The organism is Methanolobus mangrovi, from assembly GCF_031312535.1.
Taxonomy (GTDB): domain Archaea; phylum Halobacteriota; class Methanosarcinia; order Methanosarcinales; family Methanosarcinaceae; genus Methanolobus; species Methanolobus mangrovi.
On the sequence record NZ_CP133594.1, the window covers coordinates 1,656,314 to 1,679,355 of the forward strand.

The window sequence follows — 23,042 nt, forward strand, 5'->3', positions numbered from 1 at the left end:
GGTGCTTACATGCAACATCCTCAACATCCAATAGTACAACTGCAAGATGTAACCCGCATATATACACTTGGAAATAACAAAATATATGCCCTTAACGGAGTCAGCTTTTCAATAGATAAAGGTGACTTTGTTACAATTATGGGATCATCAGGTTCCGGAAAGAGTACTCTTTTGAATATGATAGGCTGCCTTGACCTGCCCACATCCGGAAAGGTAAAGGTCAATAATGTGGACCTATCTAAACTTGATGATGATGGCCTTACAGCCATCCGTAGAAATAATATAGGTTTTATTTTTCAGCAATTCAACCTCATACCGACCCTTACAGCCCTGGAGAATGTTGAGATTCCCATGATATTCAATGGGGCATCCCCTGAAACAAGAAGGAAAAAAGCCCTTGAAGCATTGAAAAAAGCTGATTTACCATTGGAGTTTGCAGACCATAAACCCAATGAAATGTCAGGAGGACAACAGCAGAGGGTCGCAATTGCAAGGGCACTGGCAAACGATCCGCCAATCCTTCTGGCAGACGAACCTACCGGGAACCTGGATACCAGAACCGGCCACAATATCATGGAACTGCTAAAGGAACTCAATGGTGCAGGGACGACTATTATAGTAGTTACACACGACCCTAAGCTGGAAGAATATTCCCACACAACTATAAACATACAGGATGGGGAGGTCCTGATATGAAAGGAAAGCTCTCCGACATCCTTAAGAATAATATGTATGCCGAGCTTGCAAAAAGGAATCTCAAACGACAGTCCGTCCGTACCATACTTGCTGCAATAGGAATTATCATAGGAGTTATTGCAATATCATCAATGGGAATACTGGGAAACAGCCTGAAACTTTCGGTCACGGATTCTTTTGCGGACATAGGGGACAAGCTTATCGTGTCACCTGCTCCGGGTGAGGATTACATCACTGACAAGCAGATAGACCAGATACAAAAGGTAGGGAATATCGAAAGTATAATACCTGTGTCATCCAGCGGAGAAGTGATAGAGTATAAGAACGGTGGAGGCACGGTTCAGTCATACGTTGCAGTCTACAATATTGAAAGGGATGACCTTGAGAAACTGGTAGAACTGGAAGAAGGACGTTATTTTAAACCAGGTTCAACGGACTGTGTTGTTGGTTCAAGTGTGGCAAGTAACCTGGAACTTACTCCCGGACAGAAGATAGAGATAGATGATTCCAAGTTAAGAGTTGTCGGAATACTCAAGGAAAGAGGGCTTGGGTTTGATATTAACACAGATAGTGGTGTTTTTACGTCAGCGGAAATGTATGATAAATTATATCCTGATGCCGATGAAGGTTATGACCAGGTCATTGTCATTGTAAAAGACATAGATGAAATCGATGCCGTTTCAGATGAAATTGAAGAACGTATCAATAAGAAGGATGAACTTGTAACGGTCTTTGCCACTAATTTAATAACAGAAAGTCTTGATGATGTATTCAGGTCCATTTCACTTTTCCTCATGGGCATCGGTTCGATATCACTGCTTGTAGCAGGTGTGAGCATACTCAATGTGATGCTCATGTCCACCATGGAACGTACAAAAGAGATTGGTATCATGAAGGCCGTGGGAGCTTCGAGAAAAGATATACTGAAGATGTTCCTGCTGGAGGCTTTGTTCCTTGGAGTGATTGCCAGCACCGCCGGAGCAATACTAACCCTTGGTGGCAGTTATCTTGTAATGGCCCTTGTGGTCAAGAATACATCATACCTGTTTACATTTTCCAGTATGTTCTACATAATGGAAGGCTTCTTCTTTGGCATTGCAACAAGCCTTGTGGGCGGAATGTACCCTGCATTGAAAGCCTCAAGAATGAAGCCGCTGGACGCATTAAGATACGAGTGATGCAGCCCCCGATATATTAATTGAAGTCACATACTGCTATAAATAGTATCAAAAAGAACTTTATTTAGATACAGGAGCCACGATATGAGATATGCATTTTTGTCCCTGACAGCTGTTCTGCTGATACTTTCCCTCACAAGCCCTTCTTTTGCAATTGATTGTACATCAGAAAACTATGATGTCAGCATCATCGATACCTACTCGGACCTCGATACATGTGACATTACATTGCACAGTGCAGAACAGATAAGCGGACTGAAGCTTGATGTTCATATGGAACATGAAGGCAGCATACTGGACAGGAAAACTTTTACCATAGACAGCATTGCACCCGGCTCAGACGTAACTAAAGCCTTCAAGTGGAATACCGACGACATGGGAGACGGAAAATATACTATCAAAAGTATTATTTCCAAAGACGGATGCACCGTCTATGAGAATGCATATAATTTTGTCAACGGAAGGCAGACAATACCAAGGATCACGGTTGACGACCTGGTCTCAAATTCCCAGGGTTTCAGCGTAATGATAACACCGCAAGAAGCTGTTCTTGTTGATGTTGAATATATGCTCATGGACGGTTCGGATGTAATTTATTCTGGTACAGAAAAGAAGATCTCAGTTCACACACAGCCAATGGAAGTGAGCAAGGACTGGAATGTGCTGCTTGAGAACAATATGGAGTACAGCGGCAGGATCAAGGTCAAACTATACTCACCGTCTGTAAGCTACATTGCCCTTACAGAGGATTTTACAGCACAGGATGATGTTTTTATCAGTGACACCTATGAAGATGATATCGGAGCAAGCGCCACCATTGATGGCATATCACAGGTGCCTTTTACAGGATATGTGAGATTTACAGTCTCAAAGCAGGATGATGATGGAGAAACTGTTATTGAATCTGTCACTAAGAAGTCACCAGTGCTTCTCAACGGTGATGATGAGACTGTAGAAACAATATGGGAAGAACGCCTTACCACAGGAGTATATTCACTTGTCATTGAAGTTATCGGCAATGACGGAGACATACTTGATATTGAGGAAAGTATCATCGAATCTGATTATGAACCTGCAGCAGAGCAAGGAAATACAACAACTTCCGACAATACAGAGCAATCACCCGGACTCATGTTCCCGATCATCCTGGTAATTACTTTAATTGCTGCGTTTATGCTATCCCAAAAGAGAGATTATTGAAAGGTGTGGCTGATGCGATATGAATTGTTCATTGCACTACGTCATATAAGAGCGAGAAAAAGACAGACAATTCTTTCAGTTGCTGCCATCGGGATAGCTGTTATGATCCTGATGGTATCCCAGTCTTTCATGGCAGGATTCACCCAGGAGCTTTACAGTAAGACGGTCAATAACCTGCCTCATGTTGTCGTTTCACCCCAGGATGGCGAGGACTATATCCACCTCTACAAGAACATTGTCGAGAAGATCAATGATATAGATGGCGTTGTTGCATCATCACCTTACCTTATAGGGGAAGCTTCATTCAAATTCAAGGACAATACGAAGAACGCTGCCCTGAAGGGAATAATTCCATCGCAGGAAGATGCCGTTGCCCATACAAAGAAAGACATAGTGAAAGGGAACTATGATGAACTTACATATTCCGACAGGAGTATCATTATTGGAGATACGTTTGCAGAAGATATGGAACTGGACATCGGAGACAGTGTGGAAGTATCGTTCCCCAATGCAAATCCGGTTTCATTGAGAGTCATAGCAATCTATGACACCGGAACGTCACTCGATGAAAGTCTTACATACACTTCACTTAAGACTGCACAGGATTTTTACGATATAGAAGACGTCATCAACGGCATATCACTGAGACTGGGAGATTTCAACCGGGACAGGGAGATTGCACAGATCATCGAGGAGAACGGTTACAATGCTGAAGGATGGACAACTAACAATCCAGAGATATTGAGAACCATCGCAATCGAGACCACCTCTAACAATATCACACTTGGATTCATCCTCTTGATAGCGTCCTTTGGTGTTGTCAGCACATTGAACATGGTAGTCATGGGCAAGGTGAAAGAGATCGGGATACTGCTGGCAATGGGTGCTACAAAATCCAACATTAGATTAATCTTCCTGATTGAGAGTGCTATACTTGGTCTTGCAGGAGCGGTACTGGGTACCGCATTCGGAGTTGCACTTGCATTATCAATTGGAGGTTATGCGCTTCCTGACGGCGTATATGGACTGGATTACATACCAGTTGTTGTAAGGATAAAAGACGTGGTGACAATAATCACAATTGTATTTTTGCTGAACCTTATAGCAGGTATCTATCCCGCACAGAGGGCAGCCAGTCTCGACCCGGTTGAAGCTATAACCACAAGGTGAATAAAACAAGCGCTGTTCGGGATTATATCACTTTTCACTTTTTTGGTTCCCCGTTATACCTGTTGATTCCCTCGAACTTACAAACCGATATTCTCCTTTTGAGAATCAGATAATACATGATCTTGAATGTTGCATAGAGATGAAAGTAAAAGTAGAACAGCGGTTTTGAGAAGAAACCTTCAATGTAGATGATCTCTTTGTTATCCACGAGAGAATCATCGATGAAATTGATAACACCATCCGTATGTGCCACTTCAAAAACTGTGCCCTGTGACATACGGGGGCATATCACAACAACATCTTTTTCCATGCCATCGTCTGCAAGGCTTCCCTCAATAAAACCATAATTGAATATTGTGGGTATTGGAGACAGGAATTCTTTTACGAACTGTGACCCTTTTTTATTATATTTCAAAAAACTGTATTTGGGCGTCTCAATCACAATCTTCATGCAACGTTATTGGTACGCTTTATAAAAAAACATAGGGGATGCGAACGGGCAAAGGGGGTTGGGGTTGAATGCACAGGTATGGTGGCATCAAGTGTGTTGGGTGGTTGGAGAGGTACTAATTAATAGACCCATTTATATGACCCGTTCGCAAGTGTACAAACGGCTTTTGAGAATAAATACTTTTCGTAAGGGTACGAACTAACTGCCGCGCTTTAGTTACAAAGATCAGAACCTCAGGCGCTCTCAATAGCCTCGACAGGATCAAGCGCAGCAGCACGTCTTGCAGGATAGACACCTGCGACTATGTTGATGAGGAAGGAAAATACAATTGCATAAGCATAGTTCATGATATCAGTCTTAAGTGGGAGGGTTGTCAGGCCAAAATACATCTCACTTGGAAGGTCTATCTGATAAGAGGACAGTGCAGTTGAACCTAAATAACCCAGCACACATCCAAGTAATACACCCATTGTACCCAGTATGAGCGATTCCAGAAGGAATATCATTGTGATGTTTCTCTTTGAGGCACCCATTGCCATTAACATACCAATCTCACTTTTCTTGTCCATGACAACTGTAAAAAGAGTGTTGGCGATACCAAAGCCTGCTATCATGTATATAAGGCCATAATATAGCCATACGATCAACATCTGGGTATTAAGAAGATCAAGGATCTCTTTGTTAGCCTCTATCCAGCTTAAAGCATCAAGCCCCGTATCCCGTTCAATGGAAGTCGCAATAACGTCCGCTTGGAAAGGATCATACACTCTTATATTGATCTTGCTGGCAACACCGTTCTCATCAAAGAAATCCAGAGCCGAATCAAACCGCACATATGCAATACTTTCATCATTTGGTGTTCCACTATCGAATATACCAATTACCTTGTAGGAGGCAGCTCCAAACCCTGGCATAACAATGTCAACATTATCACCTATAACAACTTCAAGATCTTCTGCAAGCTTGTCACCAATAACAATACCTTTGTTGCTCCTGCTAAGAGCAAAAAGGTCCCCTGATACAATATCATCGGATATGTGCATAACAGTGTCTTCAGCTATTGGATCGATACCATTGAGATCAATACCCTCTGCATTATCCTTATGGCTTATGGCCGCCTGACCAATAAATACGGGAGATACCGCCTCGACACCATCCATTGCGGCTATCTGCTCAGAGTAGTAATTGTAGAAATGAACGTAATCCTCTTTCTGATCGGCTGAACTCACAACAATGTGCGGGGAATTTTCCACAGTTGTGGAAATGAGCTCTTCAGTGAAACCGGTCATCATGGACATAAGAACAACAATAACAGCAATAGCCAGAGCTACGGCAAACACTGCAAAGAAAGTAAGACGTTTGCGTGCACTTATGTGTCTTAGGGCTATTCTCAGTTCATACATAGACTGGCCACCTATATAGAAGAGATTTGACTGTTATAATATAACTATTCCGTGAATATACAAAATAATAAAACGAAATATCACTGATGGGAAAGTGCAAGCTCCACAGCAATAAATGAATAGATACCTGCTTTAGCCCTGTTGATATGTTTACCCATATTCGGCCTTTCCATGATTTTCATGCCAATAAAACCTGCAAAGATAGATACGAGGAAAAAAACAACCAGAGCCTGAATCAGAAATACAGCACCAAGAAATGTCATCTGCATAGGAACATTTCCTGCTTCAGCGCTCACGAACTGAGGTAGAAATGCCAGGAAGAACAGTGAAACTTTTGGATTCAGCAAATTCATGAAGATACCTCTCCTGTAAAGAAGAGAAATGTCTTTTTCCCTTACAGATTCCATAGATGCAAAACTGCCTTCTTCCCTCAGTGCTTTGTAAGCAAGATATAATAGGTAGATAGCTCCGGCATATTTAAGAGCTGCAAATGCAAGTGCTGAACTGTACAATATAGCAGAAACACCCAATGCTGCCGCAGTGGTGTGGAACAATAAACCAGTACACAGACCGGAGGCAGTTGACATTCCGGCTTTTTTACCCTGGGATATACTCATAGTAAGAACAAAGATAATATCAGGACCGGGTAGCAGAGTAAGAGCTACGGATGCTGCAATGAAGTACAGGAGTTGCGTAGATTCTATCAATAGCTCACCTTTTTTAGATATCAAGGAAACACTGGATATCTTTAATTGGATATATGAGAACAGAATTCTATAAATAAAGCTTGCTATTTATGAACTAACCAGTTACTATCATTTTATCGTGGAGGAATTTCTATCAAAATACCAATCCCTTATGGAAAAGAATTCGTTGACCTCGATGTGAAAATACCACATGAGGTAATTGCACCCAATCAGGTCGAAGTGGGGGACGAATCACAAATTATCGCCGAATCATTGAAAGAACCTGTTGCAACGGAGTCGCTTGAGGATTTCGTTAAGAACAGCGATAAGATACTGATACTTGTAAACGATGCCACCAGACCCACACCAACAGCAAAGGTACTTGCTGAGATGGCAGATATCCTGAGAGAACATGAGGATATCAGGTTCCTTGTTGCCACCGGCGCACACAGAGGACCTACCGAGGATGAGTTCAGATATATTTTCGGTGAGATATACGATGAATTCAGTGACAGGATATTCGTCCACGATGCACGCAAGGATGAGGATATGGAATATCTTGGAGTATCAAGCAACGGCACCGAGATGTATCTCAACAAAATGGTGAACGAATACAAGAATATCATTGTCATTGGAAGCGTTGAACCCCACTATTTTGCAGGTTATACAGGAGGAAGAAAAGCATTCCTGCCTGGCGTGGCATCATACAAGACCATCGAGATGAACCACAAGCATGCACTCTCCGATGCTGCACAACCTCTTGCCATCAAAGGGAACCCTGTTGCAGAAGATATGGAAGATGCAATGAAAGTGCTGAAGAACCTGAACGTGTTCTCAATACAGACGGTCCTGACAGCTGACCATGGCCTGTACGCAATGGTTTCAGGTGACCTATTCAAATCCTTCTATATGGCAGTAGAGAAAGCAAATGAAGTGTTCTGTGCAAAATGCAGCCGCAAAGGAAACATTGTACTCACCGCTGCCCCCTACCCTATGGATATCGACCTCTACCAATCCCAGAAAGCGCTTGAGAACGGCAAGCTTGCACTTGAAGAAGGAGGAGTCATTATCCTTGTATCCAAATGCAGGGATGGTGTGGGAGATGACACTTTCCTGAATCTGCTCTGTTCTGCAAATACGTGTGAAGACGTTATGTGCAAGATCGATGAGGGATACAAACTGGGATATCATAAAGCCGCCAAGATGGCACAGATAGGTGTTTATGCGGAAATGTGGGCAATCTCAGACCTGCATCATGATACAATCAAAATGGCAAAGTTGCAACCTTGTACGGATATACAGGAAACCTTTGACAGGGCGATAGAAAAAGTAAAAGAGCAGGGCAAGGAGCCTTATGCGATAATCCTGCCACAGGGAAGTTTAACTGTTCCGTTGCTCGAATAAAAATTAGATTGAATTAAAAGAAAAAAGGATTAAGCAAATTAAAGCTGAATTCAGCTTTAAATTTGCATGTAACGTGCTGCCTGACCAAGATCTTCTTCAATTCTGAGAAGCTGGTTGTATTTTGCAGTACGTTCACTTCTTGCCGGTGCTCCGGTCTTGATAAGGTCTGCACCAATTGCCACTGAAATATCGGCAATGGTTGTGTCCTCGGTCTCAGCGGAACGGTGGCTTACAACAACACTGTATCCATTGCGGTTTGCCATGTTAGCTGCATCGAATGCTTCAGACAGGGAACCAATCTGGTTCACTTTCAAAAGCAGTGAATTTGCAGCACCCATTTCCACACCTTTTGCCAGACGATCGACATTTGTAACAAACAGGTCATCGCCTACGATAAAAGTGTCCCATGCATCATTAGTGAGGGTTGCGAAGTCTTCGAAAGACTCCTCATGGAATGGATCCTCAATAAGGATGATAGGATATGTTTCTATAAGCTCAAGATAATAATCCACGAGTTCAGCAGGTTTTAACAGTTTTCCATCAATGGAATAATTATGCCCGTCAAAGAACTCAGAAGCTGCTGCATCAAGACCAATGCTTATCTCAGATTCCGTATATCCTGCTTCTTCAATTGCACTTACAAGAGCATCGAGAGCATCGGCAGTCATTTGGATAGATGGTGCATAGCCGCCCTCATAACCTACATTTGTTGCTGAACCGCCATACTTTGATTCAAGTATCTTGCCAAGTGCATGATATGTTTCAGTGCCCATGCGCAGAGCCTCTGAATAAGTTTCTGCCCCTTTTGGCTGGATCATGAATTCCTGAATGGAAAGATCATTGCCTGCATGCTTGCCACCGTTAAGAACATTCATTGTAGGAACAGGAAGTGTGTATGCATTGATACCACCAAGGTAACGGTACAATGGCATCTTCATGGAATCTGCAGCCGCTCTGGCAACTGCCATTGAAACACCAAGAATTGCATTAGCACCAAGTTCCATTTTATTCTCAGTACCATCCAGTGCCAGCATCAGACCATCGATCTCACGCTGTTTTCTGACATCCATACCCAGTACTTCAGCCTCTATTGTTGTGTTTACATTGTCAATTGCGTCAAGAACACCTTTTCCCCCATAACGGTCTTCCTTGTCGCGCAGTTCAAGAGCTTCGTTGCTTCCGGTAGATGCACCGGATGGAACACTGGCCCTGCCGAATCCGCATGGCGTATAAACATCAACTTCAACTGTCGGGTTTCCTCTGGAATCCAGAATCTCACGTGCGTGAATTTTAGTTATCCTGTAATTGCTGTCATTATCGATATACGGCATCCTATTCCACCTTTGTCATATTATAACACCTACTTTGCAATTACCGTATATATTGTTACCGTTCACTTCTTTTATTCAGGCAAATTGATTAAATTAATTTGTGAGGAGTTATATATACATAAATTATATAAACTCAAAAGTATTAATAGTAACAAATGAAAACCGGAAATAGTAACCTTTTAGATGGGAAAGGTTATGAGATAATTGAACTTTTGCAAGGTCTGGAGGTACCCAGAACCGAAGCAATATCTATTGCCTGCCTGGTATGCGGGGATGAATTGACATCCCAGAACATTGAACAGGCATCCGGGCTAAGACAACCAGAAGTAAGCATCGCTATGCGTCCGTTAAGAGAAAGAGGATGGATAGAAGAAAGGAACGAAAAAAAGAACACAGATAAAGGAAGACCTGTGAAATATTACAAACTGGTCGTTCCATTTGAGGATATTGTCAAAACCTTTGAATCCAAAGCCCTTAAAAAGAATCTGGAAATGGTTGAAGCCCTGGAGCAACTCAAGGGCCTTAGTAACAATATTCAATAGTAATCAATTAACATCCGAAAATGTCACCGGGGCAAAACCTCTTTTCGGATCGAATATCCTATTTGCAGATATACCGGATATTTCCATGATGAATATCTCTACGACCATGAAAACTTCACTTTCTCCCCGTAAACAGCCTACTTTTATAGAGTCACCCCTTCCTGCTGCGGAATGAAGATGTATCTTTGGTTTTCCATCTTCCCGGAAGATATTTCCAATTCCCAGGACCTCATGCGCATCATTGAACTTTGCCCATTGTGGATCAGGAGGAACATCATTGGTCTTCGGACCTACAACCAGACTCGCCTCTTTTACAGCACCGAGCATCATGAACATCGCAGAACTGATGTCTTCTGCGACAGCCAGACCTTCAAGTTCTGAGAGAATATCGTCTCCCTGGTCCAGACGAACTGTAAATACTCTTCCGATATTTCCTTTTGAATATTCCATGAATTCACCTTTTTTATCGGATCTCCTGAGAGTCTCCTGATATCCGGCCGTCAACGATCCTGATAATTCGATCGGTCTTCCTGGCCATTTCCTCATCATGAGTAACAAGAATAAAGGTCTGTCCCCTGTCACGATTGAGTTTTCGCAGCAGATCGTATATCATGTCGCTTGCCTTCGTATCAAGGTTCCCCGTAGGTTCATCTCCTATAACTATACCCGGATTGTTCGCAAGAGCCCTGGCAATGGCAACTCTCTGGGCCTGACCACCTGAAAGCTGATTCGGGCGATGGTCCATTCGATCACCCAGACCAACCTCCTCAAGCAAAGAAGAAGCCTGTCTTTTTGCATCCTTGTTTTTCATGCCACCTATCAAAAGGGGCATCATTACATTTTCAAGAGCATTAAAATCAGGCATAAGATGATGATACTGGAAAATAAAGCCCAATACTTCATTACGCACTTTGGACCTCTCTTTTTCAGACATATCCGTAATTACCTTTCCATCTATAGAGATATTGCCTGAAGTAGGCGTATCAAGAATACCGATCATATGCAGAAGAGTACTTTTCCCTGAGCCAGAGGGACCGATTATAGAAAGGAACTCACCTTTTTTGATATCAAGGTCTATGTTATCGAGAGCATGGACTTCGACACCATTCATATATATCTTGGAAAGTCCACGTATCTGAATAATATCGGACCTGTTATCATCAGCCAAAATAAAACCTCTGATACCTTTATTGAGGCTTAGACTATTTGAATGTATTTGGTTTTTTTATAATGAGTGGCAAAGACACTTCAGTCTTATGACTCATCAAAAACAGATAACATGAAGCAGTAAAATAAAAAACAACGGAAAAAAGACTTCAATAAGATGGGTCCATTCCGTCTATCTGTGAAAATGCACGGTCAACTTCTTTATCGTTAGTTACACGGTCCTTCTTTGCACGCTCATACTTGATAGCGTCCACAGCTATCGAATAAAGATTCTCTAGTTCGGCTGCGGATTCAAGGGTCAGAACTGCCAGAACCTGTGGAAGTTCTCCATCCCTGACAATGATACCTTTGAAAACATGACCAACGGAGCTGGATAGTTTTTCTACTTCCGTGGATATCTCATCAATGCTCAGGCGCTCCCTATCTCCCCTTATTATAATCATGGCCCTGCTGGCCTCATCATAAACATCACTGGAGAATAAAAGGCCGGAAGGAGAGACTGCCTTCTGAATAGCAGTCCTTACAGGCATATCTGTTTCTGCCTCATAGAAACCGATGGTTGCAAGTCCTGCACCACCGCTCATGACAGTCTTGAAGTCACCGAGATCGGTCACCATCATCATTTCGCTGTCAAGTGCATCCATGAGGAAAAGAAGACGCTTGGCTACCATATCATTGATACCATTGTAAGCTGATTCGACATTTCCTCCCATTTGTTTGAGGAACTGGTTGTCAGCAAGTATGATACCGTCTGCCCCGCTCTCGCGTATGTCCCTTAGACAAAAAGCTGCATTCTGAAGATAAAGTGTACCTTCTTCCCTGAAAGGAAGTACAACAACGACATAAACTGGAAAATCATGCTTTTCCTTAAGTTCCTTTACAAGCATAGGCGTAAAGGAAGAACCGGTCCCACCTGATGCAGATGTTATAACAAAGGACACATCGAAATTCCCTCTTTCCTCGATCTGTCTCATGATGTGGGTCTTGTTATCCTCAAAAACATGTTTACCTACGTTTCTGTTGGCTCCGACGCCATGAAGATGAGGAATATGTATCCTGTCTTTTGCTTTTGTGAACTTCATCTCTTTGAGATCATTCACTGCAGTATTGATAGCAATTGTTTGCACATTGCTTTTGTATTTTTGCTGGGATAAGTACTTGCCAAAGCGGCTCTTTTTACCAAAAGCCTCTCTGTTAATGGCATCCAGTATGCGGTTTCCGCATTGACCGTTCCCAACGATGAGTATGTTGAGCAATTAATTCCTCCGCGTAGTAATATAATTATAATCAGATAAATCTTGTGATTGTTTTTCTTTTAAGTCTAAATCAAGTATCAGAACTTATATTGTTTGTGCCTGTGGAATATCCATCCGGCCACAGCTCCGATTATAACTAAAGGTATCAGGTATACATATATAGGCTGCTCAAAAAGATAATCATATTTTCCTTTTGCAACAAGTATTTTACTTGTCACTGAATCCGAACTGACCTGCTGTAACTGAGCATCTACACCATTATTGAAAAGATAGCTGTTCTCAGTAGAGATGGTATAGGTACCAACCTCTGCAGCTTTTAAAGTGAAAGAGAATTCTTTTTCCTGCTGGACACCAAACGATTCCAGATATATCGTCGGAACACCTGAGATTGTTTCGATTCCCGAGCCACCATTAAACTCCAGCCCCTCAGGAACCTGAATATTGACAGTCACACCTGTTGCCGAAGTATCCCCTGTATTTTTGATCTTGATAGTACCCCTGATATCATCATTCCTGCTGACAGTATATTTGTCGAGCGTTGTTGTAAATTCGATATTGGCATTAACAAGATCCTCACCGGCTTCCACTATTACAACGGGGGAATTGGATGAGACCTGCGGAAAGTCCAAACCGGCTGTGTTTGAGAAACTTGCCGTAGTAGGTGAAAGGGAATAAGTTCCTGCCTCAGTTGCTTTTAGTTGATATACCGAGACGGTTTTTAGTTCACCCACATCAACTGATGTCTGACCGGTCTGACTTACAAATGATTCGTATAATAAGAATTTAGCCTGTTGTGGTTCCTGGAATATAACTTCTGTTGCCTTGTCGTCACCGATGTTTTCAGCAGTAACAGTCACACGTATAAGGTCACCTACACTGATATCTGATTTGTCAACGGTCTTTGTGATCTTGAGTTCAGGAGTGCCTGAAAATACAGCATACTTATGACCGCCATCAATGACACCGCTTTCATAGACATCACTCAGTAAATAGTTGCTGAGCACTATGGAGACCCTGACCACTGGAAGGGTACCACTGCTAACAGATATGAGAGTGACCTCTATAGTACCATCATCTTCAAAATCAAATTCATAAGAGTCACCTTCATTGATAAGGAAGTCATCAACCTCATTGCCATTATTATATACATAGAATGAGGCAGACTCTGCACTAGGGAAAGCATCCGTAGCATCGATGACAAAATTGTTTATCTGATAACCATCACCAGTAGTGATAGTACCATTATACAACTCCACTGCTGCGGAGGCATTTCCTGCCAGTGATAGACAGAAGATAACTACACACAAAGAAATAACGAAGAATCGAGTAGGTCGAACCATATTTTCCTCAGGAAATCAAAATTTGATTTTGTTTTTCAGTAAAATACGCTGTTTTTGATATAAATGTTATGATTATAATCGTTTTTAAATATTACGTAATAAAAATATTTAGCCACGCCGGTGTCATAAAATCAATCATACTATTATTTCAAGACTTACATCTATCCATCTGGACTGGTGGATGAGAGAACCCATAGATATAATATCAACTCCGGTCTTAGCATAATCTTCAAGATTATCCATATTGATACCACCTGAAACCTCAATTATAATGTGTCCAGGGATTGAAGACCTCTTTAACATCTGCACAGTGTTAATGACCTCACCCGGACCCATATTATCAAGCATGATGATATCAGCACCTGAAGTTGCTGCAGTCAGTGCATCTGCAGCAGACTCGACCTCCACCTCTATTTTCTGGGTGAAACCGGCCTTTGCCTTTGCAGATAACAGAGCACCTTCCACTCCCATCAGCTTCACATGATTGTCCTTTATCATTATAGTATCTGAAAGGTTGAACCGGTGAGGATCACCACCTCCAGCTATCACTGCCATTTTCTCATATTTACGAAGTCCTGGTGTTGTCTTCCTTGTACATGCGATTCTTACATCAGAATACCTGCGGGCTATATCCACACAATTTCTTGTGTTCGTTGCTACTCCGCAGAGATGACCAAGGAAATTCAGGACCAGCCTTTCCGTCCGGAGAATTGAAAGGGAACTCCCGCTTAAGGAATATATGACATCGCCTTTAGAGAGTCGGTCACCATCTGAATGTTCGGTGGAATAATGGATATTGAAATAATCAAAGAACGATTGTGCTACTTCAAGTCCGGCAAGTGTACAATCTTCTTTAGTGAAGATAATGCCTTTTACAGGTTTTTCACCAACGAGCTTACAGGAAATATCATTATATCCGAGGTCCTCTTCAAGGAAACTCTCGATCTCATGTGTGAATATCATATTATCTATCATATTTACAGTAAAGGGATTTATATGCTTCCAGCATATAAGCAAAACCTACTTAAATAATCAATATAAGCAGTAACCAACAAATCTACTTAACAGGCTCAATTTTCAGGGATTAATAATGCTAAAGATCGGACTTATAGGTTGTGGAACAATCGGCACCAGCATCTGCAAAGCCATTGATGATGGTACCATTGAGGCAGAGCTTTTTGCCATATATGACAGAAATATGGATGATGTGGATAAACTGTTGTCTACTCTTAAAAGATACAAACCTCAGGTAATGGAAACTTCCGCGATGATCAAAGAGATAGACCTTCTTGTTGAATGTGCTTCACAGGGAGCTGTCTATGAAGTGATACCCGCAGCCCTGCATGCACATTGTGACGTGATGATCATGAGTGTAGGTGCTTTTGCCGATGAGAAACTGCATAAGACCATAAGGGAACTTGCAAAAGACAACAACTGCAAGGTATATCTGCCATCGGGAGCCATCGTTGGACTTGACGGGCTTAAATCAGCTTCAAGCGAGGAAATATATTCAGTTACACTCACCACTCAAAAGCCACCAAGAGGACTTGCAGGGGCACCATATATCATCAGGAATAAGATAGATCTGGATAAGATAAACGGGAGAAACGTTATTTTTGAAGGACCTGCCAGTGAAGCGGTCAAGGCTTTCCCGGCAAATGTGAATGTTGCTGCCACTCTGAGCATTGCAGGCATTGGTTTTGAGAAGACGAAGGTGAAGATTGTAGCAAATCCGGCACTCACTCGCAACATACACGAGATATCAGTAGAAGGTGTATTCGGAGAGTTTACTACAAGGGTTGAGAACGTCCCATCCCCTACAAATCCAAAAAGCAGTTATCTTGCATCCCTTTCCGCCATAGCTACTTTAAAGAAGATATCCAACCCGTTCCAGATAGGAACGTGAACTGAAATTTCCGACTATTTATAATCACTATCTTCCACAAAAGGAAAGTTGAGACTGGGCGGCTGGTTAAGAAAGGTTATGATCTCATGCAGGATACTCAAAATATCATTGAAAGGATACTGGAGCTGAAAGAGGAACGCAATGCTGTCATCCTGGCACACAATTACGAAAGAGGAGAGATACAGGACATTGCAGACTTTTCAGGAGACTCTCTGGGACTGAGCAAGCAAGCGATGAAACAGGAAGCTGAAGTTATCGTTTTTTGCGGAGTGAATTTTATGGCTGAAAGTGCAGCCATCCTGAGTCCTGAAAAAATAGTGCTCTTGCCAGAGATTTATGCAGGTTGCCCTATGGCATCAATGATAACAGCTGAGGCATTACGCGAGGAGAAAAAGAAATATCCTGATGCTGCAGTGGTTTGTTATGTCAACTCAACGGCCGAGGTAAAGGCAGAGAGTGACATATGCTGTACATCAGCAAATGCAGTTGAAGTTGTCAACTCCCTTGAAGAGGACGAGATCCTATTTGTCCCGGACAAGAATCTTGCAGATTATGTTTCCAGATTCAGTACAAAGAAGATAATTCCCTGGGAAGGATACTGCCCCACACATAACCAGATACTTGTTACGGACGTTATAAAAGCCAGGAAAGAACACCCTAATGCTGAAGTGCTGGCACACCCCGAATGTAAAAGGGACGTAATTGACCTTTCAGATAAGGTTTTCAGCACCACCGGAATGGTTGAATATGTAAAAGATGCAGGGAATGAATTCATCATTGCAACTGAAAGAGGCATCCTTCACAAACTGGAGAAGGATAATCCGGAAAAGAAATTCTATAACGTTTCTGAATATACAGTGTGTCCGGAAATGAAGGCTATAAACCTTGAATCCCTATTGCTTTCACTTGAGGAAATGCAATATGTGATCACCATTCCTGAAGAGACCAGAGTAAAAGCCAGAGTGGCACTTGACAGAATGCTGGAAGTGAAACGAAGTAGGTAAGCTTATTATGCAAACATATCTGAAACTGATCCGTTCAGGCAATTGCCTCATGGCGGCTATTGCGGCTGTTGTTGGGGTTTTTATAGCATACAACATAGTTGTAGCGAATAATACCTTTTTGATCCAGTTCCCGATATTTGATGCAACTAAAGTATTTCTGGTAGTGTTTATGATAACTGGCGCGGGCAATGCCATCAATGACTATTTTGATGTTGGTATCGATAGGATTAACAAACCGGAAAGACCCATACCTTCTGGAAAAATAGGCCTTAGAACAGCATTATATTTCTCACTTGCACTTTTTGCTACCGGTACTATCCTTGCAGCATCCATTAATCTGATATGCGGTGCTATCGCCCTTATTAACTCCATTCTACTCATATATTATGCAAGCACCCTGAAACGTACCGCTCTTCTGGGAAATATTGCAGTCGGATACCTCACTGGTTCAACCTTCCTTTTTGGCGGGGCAGTGTTCTTTGAGAACGGTGGTATCAACGGAGTATTTGTGCTCTTCCTGCTGGCAACCCTGGCAACTATAGCCCGGGAGATAGTCAAGGATATAGAAGATATTGAAGGTGACAGGGAAGACGGGGCACGCACACTCCCAATACTCATCGGAGCTAAAAAAGCGGCATACCTGGCATCATTGATAGGCTTTGCTGCAGTATTGGCAAGTCCGCTACCTTATCTGCAGTCACTAATGAGCATACGCTACCTGTTCATAGTTGCTTTAGCTGACATACTCTTTGTTGTAGCTGTTTACCAAATACTTGGGAAGAACGATCCGGCAAAGTCATCAAAGATGTTCAAGATGGCAATGGCCTTCGCACTCATATCATTCATAGCCGGTGCCTGATATCAACAGACAGGCATCATACCTCTGGCAAGCTGCATGCAGAAATCCTGGATGTGTTCGAGTTCAAAGTCAATGACGTCCTCTACTTCTTTTGCTACAGAATCAACTGAACCTTTTTCCATGATTACCTGGGCTGCTGCCACCTTTGGTTTATCAATGGCAACACCGATGTCGCTCAGGAGCCATACGTATGCTTCTTTTACATCGGGCACTTTGTCCACAATCCTGCCAGCAATATAATGGGACAGGACATTGTATATTTTACCCACATGGCTCACCGGGTTCTTTCCTGCCGCCGCTTCACTGCTAACAGGACGATTCAGAGGAATTATACCATTCACACGGTTGCCACGACCAACCTGCCCGCAGTCGGCATCTTCAGCTGATGTACCTGTAACACTTGTATAGATTCCTTGCATTCCACGGCCGGGAATGTCAAGATTGTTGAAAGAAACAGACGCGTTCATCTCCACACCATTTGATTCCATATAATTTGCCAGGAATCCGTTCATTGCTCCAAAAAGGTCACCCTTCATGTTGAAATAATGCTGTTCGGAATCAACAAAAGAATCAATTAGAGGCATAGCAATTGTAAGATCAAGCTTGTTACCCCGCCTTATACCCATGACCTTAACATCTTCACCTGATTCAGGATATTCTTCCTTGAATTCTGCGGAATTAAGATGTTTCTCCATATCCATCACTGCATGTTCTGTAAAGGAGAGAGGAGCATACCCAACTGCTGCAGATGTATCATTGGAACCAAGTATGCCCTTTTGCCTTCTGAAGATATCTGTTAGTTCTGCTGAGCCGGGTTTAAGTTCCACCTGATATTCCACAAAATCCTGTTTCATAAAACGCAGATTCTCATCAAACCAGCTTCTGGCAGTATCCACAGCTATATTGGCAACATCTATCTCTGTATCTTCAGCCTTGAATGTTGCACGGTCACCAATTACAAGAAGCATGGGGTTTACTACAACGCCCCCGCCAAAGATACCTGCAGTCTCACCGGCAACAAGCAGGCATTTATCAATATTATGATGCAAGATCGCATCGAACTTTTCAAGGTATTCAGTACACAAATTGACTGATATCCTGTCCATAATAGCATCACAAATACTGTCCGGGTGACCCAGTCCTTTTCTTTCGACTATCTCCAGGTGTTGTTCCGGAGCACTTGCTGCCCTGAATTTCTCTACAGTTATATTTCTCAGTTTTACCCCTCCCAAGGATCACTGACCGCCATTGGCAGTTACAATATGTAATTTAGATTAAACAGGTATCGGATTAATAATTATTCATTTTCAGAAGGAGACACATCTGATGATTGGGCATGTTTCAGATATTCCTGCAATATCATGGGGAATGTGTTAGCAGGGACAAACCTTACACCAAGTTCCTCAGCCCATTTCTGAATTCCAAAATCGCTGGCCACAACAGCAGCATCAAGCTCCTTTGCAAGTATAAGAACATCTATATCAGGAGCACTGTCAAGAATACCATAACGAAGTGCAGAACGGTATTTGTTCCGGAATTTGCCGATATGCCCTCCGATAACCCTCTTCTCGATATCAAAACCAATATCTTTCTTGGTCTCTGCTTTTGTATCGATGAGCAGGCATTCGGTGGACGCGTCCCAGATGGTTTCCTCGGCAATTACCATTCCCTTGTTGATACGCTCGCGCATATGTGATACATATTCATGGAATACCTTGGATGGAATCTGCACATTATACCTATCAGGAGCCTTTTTCACAAGCCACGTATCTATCTTTGCAATTACATCGACGTCACAATTGTTGTTCTGGGCAAACTCATGCAGCTCTTTATAAACAGATGGAAAAGGCACGTAACAGCTTATGCCAAGGTTTAGCCTGGAACTGGCTATGAGCTCCAATACCTCTTTCATTCCCTCGCATATACCATTCGACCCCATCTTTTCTCTTGTCTGCAAATCGGTCAGTGCAGTGGTATCCAGAACAAAACGTTGCCTTAGCATGTGATTACCTTCGTGTTGAGGCAGGTATTGAACCTGCTCCGTATAATATAGATGGGCGGAGTATAGTTAAAGTATTTTTGGTAGTAATACACTATCAAAATTATCAATTTGGAAAATGTGGACGATTTTATATATTGGTAGATATTATTATTTTACCATTATAATTAAATGGTAATCACTTGCTTTGAATAATAGTTGTACACACGATAATATCCCACCACACACATTGCGAAATTAATAGATCATCTTTTCGCGAAGATAACGTGTAGCTTTTCAATCACATAAGAGGAATCAAATGAAGATCCGCAGCAAAACCCTGGCAATCCTTGGAATCACCTTTTTCTGCATGTTTGCACTTTTAACAATTACTACCGGACAAATAATAGAGAGTGGTTTCAACCATCTGGAAGTGGAAGAGATCACTAGAAATGTTGAAAGGGTGAACGCTACCATTGACTCACGGATCGATCACCTGGTGATACTGGCAAATGACTGGGGACACTGGGATGACTCTTATTATTTTCTGCTTGGGGAAGATGAAGATTATGTGTACAACAATCTCGACATAAACTCCATGACAAACCTGCAGGTAGACATGATGTTATATTATGATGCTACCGGTGAATTGTACTCCGCTGTCGGGACGGATCTTGATGCTCATGAAGAAAAAGAAGTATCGACTTCAGTGCTTGACTATCTAGGCTCCAATGAGATATTGTTCTCCGGACCTTCTGAACCCGTATATGTAAAAGGTATCATCAATACTCCCGAGGGTACCTTGCTCATAGCATCTAACCCTATAACACAAAGCATAGACTACGAAACTATAGTCGGCACCCTTGTTGTTGGAAGATATGTGGATGAAGCTTTAATAGCAGAATTACAGGACACAACCAAATTACATATTGTTCTGGAAGAAATTGGACCAGATGAGTTGATCCAAAAGAATGAGATGGCTACGCTTTCGCAGGAAAATAGCATATTAAACATTGAATATGTGAATGATGACGCAGTTATTGGAACCACACTGCTAAACGATATTAACGGAGACAATGCAGTCTCACTGAAAGTTGAAATGACAAGGGAAATATACCAGCAGGGGCAATCTGTGATTGCATACCTTTTCTATGCCATACTCTTCCTTGGAATCGTCTACGGTATTGTCCTGATATTCTCCCTTGAGAATTATGTGTTGTCACGCCTATCTGTCCTCAGCAGGAATCTGACTGCAATCACTAAGGATGGAACATTATCTTCACGTGTTAAGATGGATGGTAATGATGAACTGTACGACCTCTCCGAAAACATCAACTATATGCTGGAGACACTTGAGAATAAGGAGAACAAGATACAACAGGCTGAACAGATAAGCCGGAAGAGGATGGAATCCATTGTTGAGAACATAATCAGTGGTGTTCTTGTCATTGATGAACAGACACACCAGATCACCGATGTAAATCCAGTCGCTGAAGAGATAATTGGCCTGCCCAGAAACAAAATTGTGGGCAATTTGTGCCACGAATTCGTATGTCCTGCAGAAAAAGGAAAGTGCCCCATAAGCGACCTTGGAAAAACAGTGAATCGATCAGAACGCATCCTGATCAATGCAAAGGGAGAGAAGATACCAATCCTTAAATCCGTAGCAACTGTGGCCCTGTCGGACAAAAAGTACCTGATTGAGAGTTTTGTGGACCTGAGTAAGATAAAGGAAGCTGAAAACGAGATAATTCAGGCTAAAATTGTGGCAGAATCTGCAAACCGGGCAAAGAGTGATTTCCTTGCAACCATGAGCCATGAACTTCGCACACCCCTTAATTCTATAATAGGATTCTCAGACCTGATCCTGGAAGGGAATGCAGGGGAATTGACCGATCCACAGAGCAGGTATATTACAAACATATCTACAAGTGGGAAACATTTACTTTCACTAATAAACAATGTGCTTGACCTTTCTAAGATCGAAGCAGGAAAAATGGAGCTGTATTTGGAGGAGTTCCCGGTTGAAGAGACCCTTATTGAAGTAAAACAACTGATGACAACTCTCGCTAACAAAAAAGGAATCACTGTCAATTATAATGTAGATCAGCCGGTGACGATGATATGCGCTGATAAGATCAAGTTGAAGCAGATACTTTACAATCTTATCAGTAATGCCATCAAATTTACCCCGCAACACGGCACAATAGACGTTAATGTTGAGGCATTAGAAAATATTGTCAGATTCTCTGTTAAGGATAATGGCATTGGAATCTCGGAAGAGGGTCTTGCCAGGCTATTCCAGCCTTTCACCCAACTGGACTCTGCCGCTAACAGGCAATACGAGGGAAGCGGACTTGGACTTACCCTTGTAAAGAGATTTGTGGAACTGCATAAAGGAAGAATATGGGTCGAAAGTGAGCCAGGAAAAAGTACCACCTTTACTTTTGAATTGCCATTAGATGAAAACATAGATAGTCCTGACAAAAGAGACAATGCTCCTGAAAATGTAGATAGCATCCCTGATTCTCCTGATGATGCACCAGCACACATCATCCCCGAGAACAGCACAGGTGATGAAGCACTCATACTTGTTGTGGAAGATGACGAGACATCCAGGGAATTGCTTGAGGAGACGTTGAAATATGCAGGTTATCGCGTGATCTCTACATCCAAAGGTGAAGAAGCCATAAAACTTGCTGAAAATATGAATCCCTTTGCCATAACTCTCGATGTGATGATGCCAGGGATGGATGGATGGGATGTGCTCAAAGAGTTAAAAAGAAAAGAAAGCACGAGACACATACCTGTTGTTATCACTACAATGCTTGATGATCGCAAGATTGGTACAGAATTGGGAGCAGAGGAACACTTCATCAAGCCGGTGGAGAAAGAGATACTTATAGCAACACTCGAAAAAATAAGAAGCTATAATTCAAAATCATCCTTCAGGGTACTGGTAGTGGATGATGAGAAAATTGCTGTTGAGATGATGGAAGAGATGCTTAAAGATACAAATTACGATGTACTGACAGCCTATGGTGGACAGGAAGCCATTGTTACCGCTTTAAATGACCATCCTGATGTCATCGTGCTTGACCTTATGATGCCAAACGTGACCGGCTATGATGTTATTAAAGCACTGAAGGAAAATAAAGGAACAAAAGACATCCCCATTATTATCTGCACAGCCAGGCATCTGGAGAGAGAAGACGAAGAAGCCTTAAAAGGACAGATATCAGGTTTTATGCAGAAGGGCGAGTTCAGCAAAGAGAAACTGATCTCATGCATCAGGAATCTCCATAAAAATGGAAACCAGAATGATTCCGACAACACATAGAACATTAAATGATGATATGGGAACCTGTATGAATACTGTATTAATGCAGGTTAATCATTTTTTTGAAACTGCATGTGAGAGATATTTGTACAAGCCGTCTGCGTTTTAAAGATATTTGCAAGTAGTTGCTT

Annotated in this window: 21 protein-coding genes; 10 read left to right on the forward strand and 11 right to left on the reverse strand. The window is 42.2% G+C overall.

Features of this window, described 5'->3' with window-relative positions; translation table 11 throughout:
- The first annotated feature begins 9 nt into the window (after positions 1-9).
- The 4 genes from RE476_RS07900 to RE476_RS07915 all read left to right on the forward strand — a co-directional run bounded on the left by RE476_RS07900 (position 10) and on the right by RE476_RS07915 (position 4,244).
- Positions 10-696 carry an ABC transporter ATP-binding protein gene (locus tag RE476_RS07900; RefSeq protein WP_309307113.1) on the forward strand — a complete coding sequence of 229 codons (687 nt, stop codon included), beginning with the start codon at positions 10-12 and terminating at the stop codon, positions 694-696.
- Positions 693-1,874: an ABC transporter permease gene (locus tag RE476_RS07905; RefSeq protein ID WP_309307114.1), complete on the forward strand. Its 1,182-nt coding sequence runs from the start codon at positions 693-695 to the stop codon at positions 1,872-1,874. Before RE476_RS07900 ends, RE476_RS07905 begins: the two co-directional genes overlap by 4 nt.
- Positions 1,875-1,958: 84 nt before the next feature.
- Entirely contained in the window at positions 1,959-3,074 is a 1,116-nt protein-coding gene (locus RE476_RS07910; RefSeq protein ID WP_309307115.1) for a hypothetical protein, read from the forward strand.
- 12 nt (positions 3,075-3,086) lie between these two features.
- Positions 3,087-4,244 (forward strand): ABC transporter permease, encoded by a 1,158-nt coding sequence (locus RE476_RS07915; protein WP_309307116.1) that lies wholly within the window; start codon positions 3,087-3,089, stop codon positions 4,242-4,244.
- A 34-nt stretch (positions 4,245-4,278) separates the two neighbouring features.
- Here the strand turns inward: RE476_RS07915 and RE476_RS07920 are convergent, their stop codons facing one another.
- From RE476_RS07920 to RE476_RS07930, 3 genes are all read right to left on the reverse strand, one after another.
- Positions 4,279-4,695 (reverse strand): inorganic diphosphatase, encoded by a 417-nt coding sequence (locus tag RE476_RS07920; RefSeq protein ID WP_309307117.1) that lies wholly within the window; start codon positions 4,693-4,695, stop codon positions 4,279-4,281.
- Between the two features lie 233 nt (positions 4,696-4,928).
- Positions 4,929-6,098: an ABC transporter permease gene (locus RE476_RS07925; protein ID WP_309307118.1), complete on the reverse strand. Its 1,170-nt coding sequence runs from the start codon at positions 6,096-6,098 to the stop codon at positions 4,929-4,931.
- An 80-nt stretch (positions 6,099-6,178) separates the two neighbouring features.
- Complete coding sequence (locus RE476_RS07930) at positions 6,179-6,805, reverse strand: LysE family translocator (RefSeq protein ID WP_309307119.1); 627 nt, start codon at positions 6,803-6,805, stop codon at positions 6,179-6,181.
- 144 nt (positions 6,806-6,949) lie between these two features.
- On the opposite strand from RE476_RS07930, the gene larA reads away from it, so the two are divergent.
- On the forward strand, positions 6,950-8,188 hold the full coding sequence (gene larA / locus RE476_RS07935) for a nickel-dependent lactate racemase (RefSeq protein ID WP_309309579.1): 1,239 nt from the start codon (positions 6,950-6,952) through the stop codon (positions 8,186-8,188).
- A 56-nt stretch (positions 8,189-8,244) separates the two neighbouring features.
- On the opposite strand, the gene eno is transcribed toward larA, so the two are convergent.
- The gene (gene eno / locus RE476_RS07940; protein WP_309307120.1) at positions 8,245-9,519 is read right to left on the reverse strand and encodes a phosphopyruvate hydratase; all 1,275 of its coding nucleotides are present in this window, start codon (positions 9,517-9,519) and stop codon (positions 8,245-8,247) included.
- A 155-nt stretch (positions 9,520-9,674) separates the two neighbouring features.
- Here eno and RE476_RS07945 point away from each other — a divergent pair, with 155 nt between their 5' ends.
- The gene (locus tag RE476_RS07945; RefSeq protein WP_309307121.1) at positions 9,675-10,061 is read left to right on the forward strand and encodes a transcriptional regulator; all 387 of its coding nucleotides are present in this window, start codon (positions 9,675-9,677) and stop codon (positions 10,059-10,061) included.
- Between the two features lie 3 nt (positions 10,062-10,064).
- Here the strand turns inward: RE476_RS07945 and RE476_RS07950 are convergent, their stop codons facing one another.
- From RE476_RS07950 to nadC, 5 genes are all read right to left on the reverse strand, one after another.
- A complete protein-coding gene (locus RE476_RS07950) occupies positions 10,065-10,511 on the reverse strand; it encodes a PPC domain-containing DNA-binding protein (protein WP_309307122.1) in 447 nt (148 codons plus the stop codon).
- Positions 10,512-10,524: 13 nt separating this feature from the next.
- Complete coding sequence (locus RE476_RS07955; RefSeq protein WP_309309580.1) at positions 10,525-11,172, reverse strand: ABC transporter ATP-binding protein; 648 nt, start codon at positions 11,170-11,172, stop codon at positions 10,525-10,527.
- 205 nt (positions 11,173-11,377) lie between these two features.
- The gene (locus tag RE476_RS07960; protein ID WP_309307123.1) at positions 11,378-12,484 is read right to left on the reverse strand and encodes an FtsZ/tubulin family protein; all 1,107 of its coding nucleotides are present in this window, start codon (positions 12,482-12,484) and stop codon (positions 11,378-11,380) included.
- 77 nt (positions 12,485-12,561) lie between these two features.
- The gene (locus tag RE476_RS07965; protein ID WP_309307124.1) at positions 12,562-13,824 is read right to left on the reverse strand and encodes a BatD family protein; all 1,263 of its coding nucleotides are present in this window, start codon (positions 13,822-13,824) and stop codon (positions 12,562-12,564) included.
- A gap of 135 nt (positions 13,825-13,959) precedes the next feature.
- Entirely contained in the window at positions 13,960-14,799 is an 840-nt protein-coding gene (gene nadC, locus RE476_RS07970; RefSeq protein WP_309307125.1) for a carboxylating nicotinate-nucleotide diphosphorylase, read from the reverse strand.
- A 115-nt stretch (positions 14,800-14,914) separates the two neighbouring features.
- Here nadC and RE476_RS07975 point away from each other — a divergent pair, with 115 nt between their 5' ends.
- The 3 genes from RE476_RS07975 to RE476_RS07985 all read left to right on the forward strand — a co-directional run bounded on the left by RE476_RS07975 (position 14,915) and on the right by RE476_RS07985 (position 17,593).
- Positions 14,915-15,730 carry an aspartate dehydrogenase gene (locus RE476_RS07975; protein WP_309307126.1) on the forward strand — a complete coding sequence of 272 codons (816 nt, stop codon included), beginning with the start codon at positions 14,915-14,917 and terminating at the stop codon, positions 15,728-15,730.
- Between the two features lie 86 nt (positions 15,731-15,816).
- The gene (gene nadA, locus RE476_RS07980) at positions 15,817-16,734 is read left to right on the forward strand and encodes a quinolinate synthase NadA (RefSeq protein ID WP_309307127.1); all 918 of its coding nucleotides are present in this window, start codon (positions 15,817-15,819) and stop codon (positions 16,732-16,734) included.
- A gap of 7 nt (positions 16,735-16,741) precedes the next feature.
- Positions 16,742-17,593 (forward strand): geranylgeranylglycerol-phosphate geranylgeranyltransferase, encoded by an 852-nt coding sequence (locus RE476_RS07985; RefSeq protein ID WP_309307128.1) that lies wholly within the window; start codon positions 16,742-16,744, stop codon positions 17,591-17,593.
- Positions 17,594-17,595: 2 nt separating this feature from the next.
- Here RE476_RS07985 and RE476_RS07990 read toward each other — a convergent pair whose 3' ends face one another.
- Positions 17,596-18,825, reverse strand: coding sequence for a methionine adenosyltransferase (locus RE476_RS07990; protein ID WP_309307129.1), 1,230 nt, complete (start codon positions 18,823-18,825; stop codon positions 17,596-17,598).
- Between the two features lie 65 nt (positions 18,826-18,890).
- Positions 18,891-19,595 (reverse strand): RNA ligase partner protein, encoded by a 705-nt coding sequence (locus RE476_RS07995; RefSeq protein ID WP_309307130.1) that lies wholly within the window; start codon positions 19,593-19,595, stop codon positions 18,891-18,893.
- A 295-nt stretch (positions 19,596-19,890) separates the two neighbouring features.
- Between RE476_RS07995 and RE476_RS08000 the strand changes: the two genes are divergently transcribed.
- Positions 19,891-22,911: a response regulator gene (locus RE476_RS08000; protein WP_309307131.1), complete on the forward strand. Its 3,021-nt coding sequence runs from the start codon at positions 19,891-19,893 to the stop codon at positions 22,909-22,911.
- The last annotated feature ends 131 nt before the right edge of the window (positions 22,912-23,042 follow it).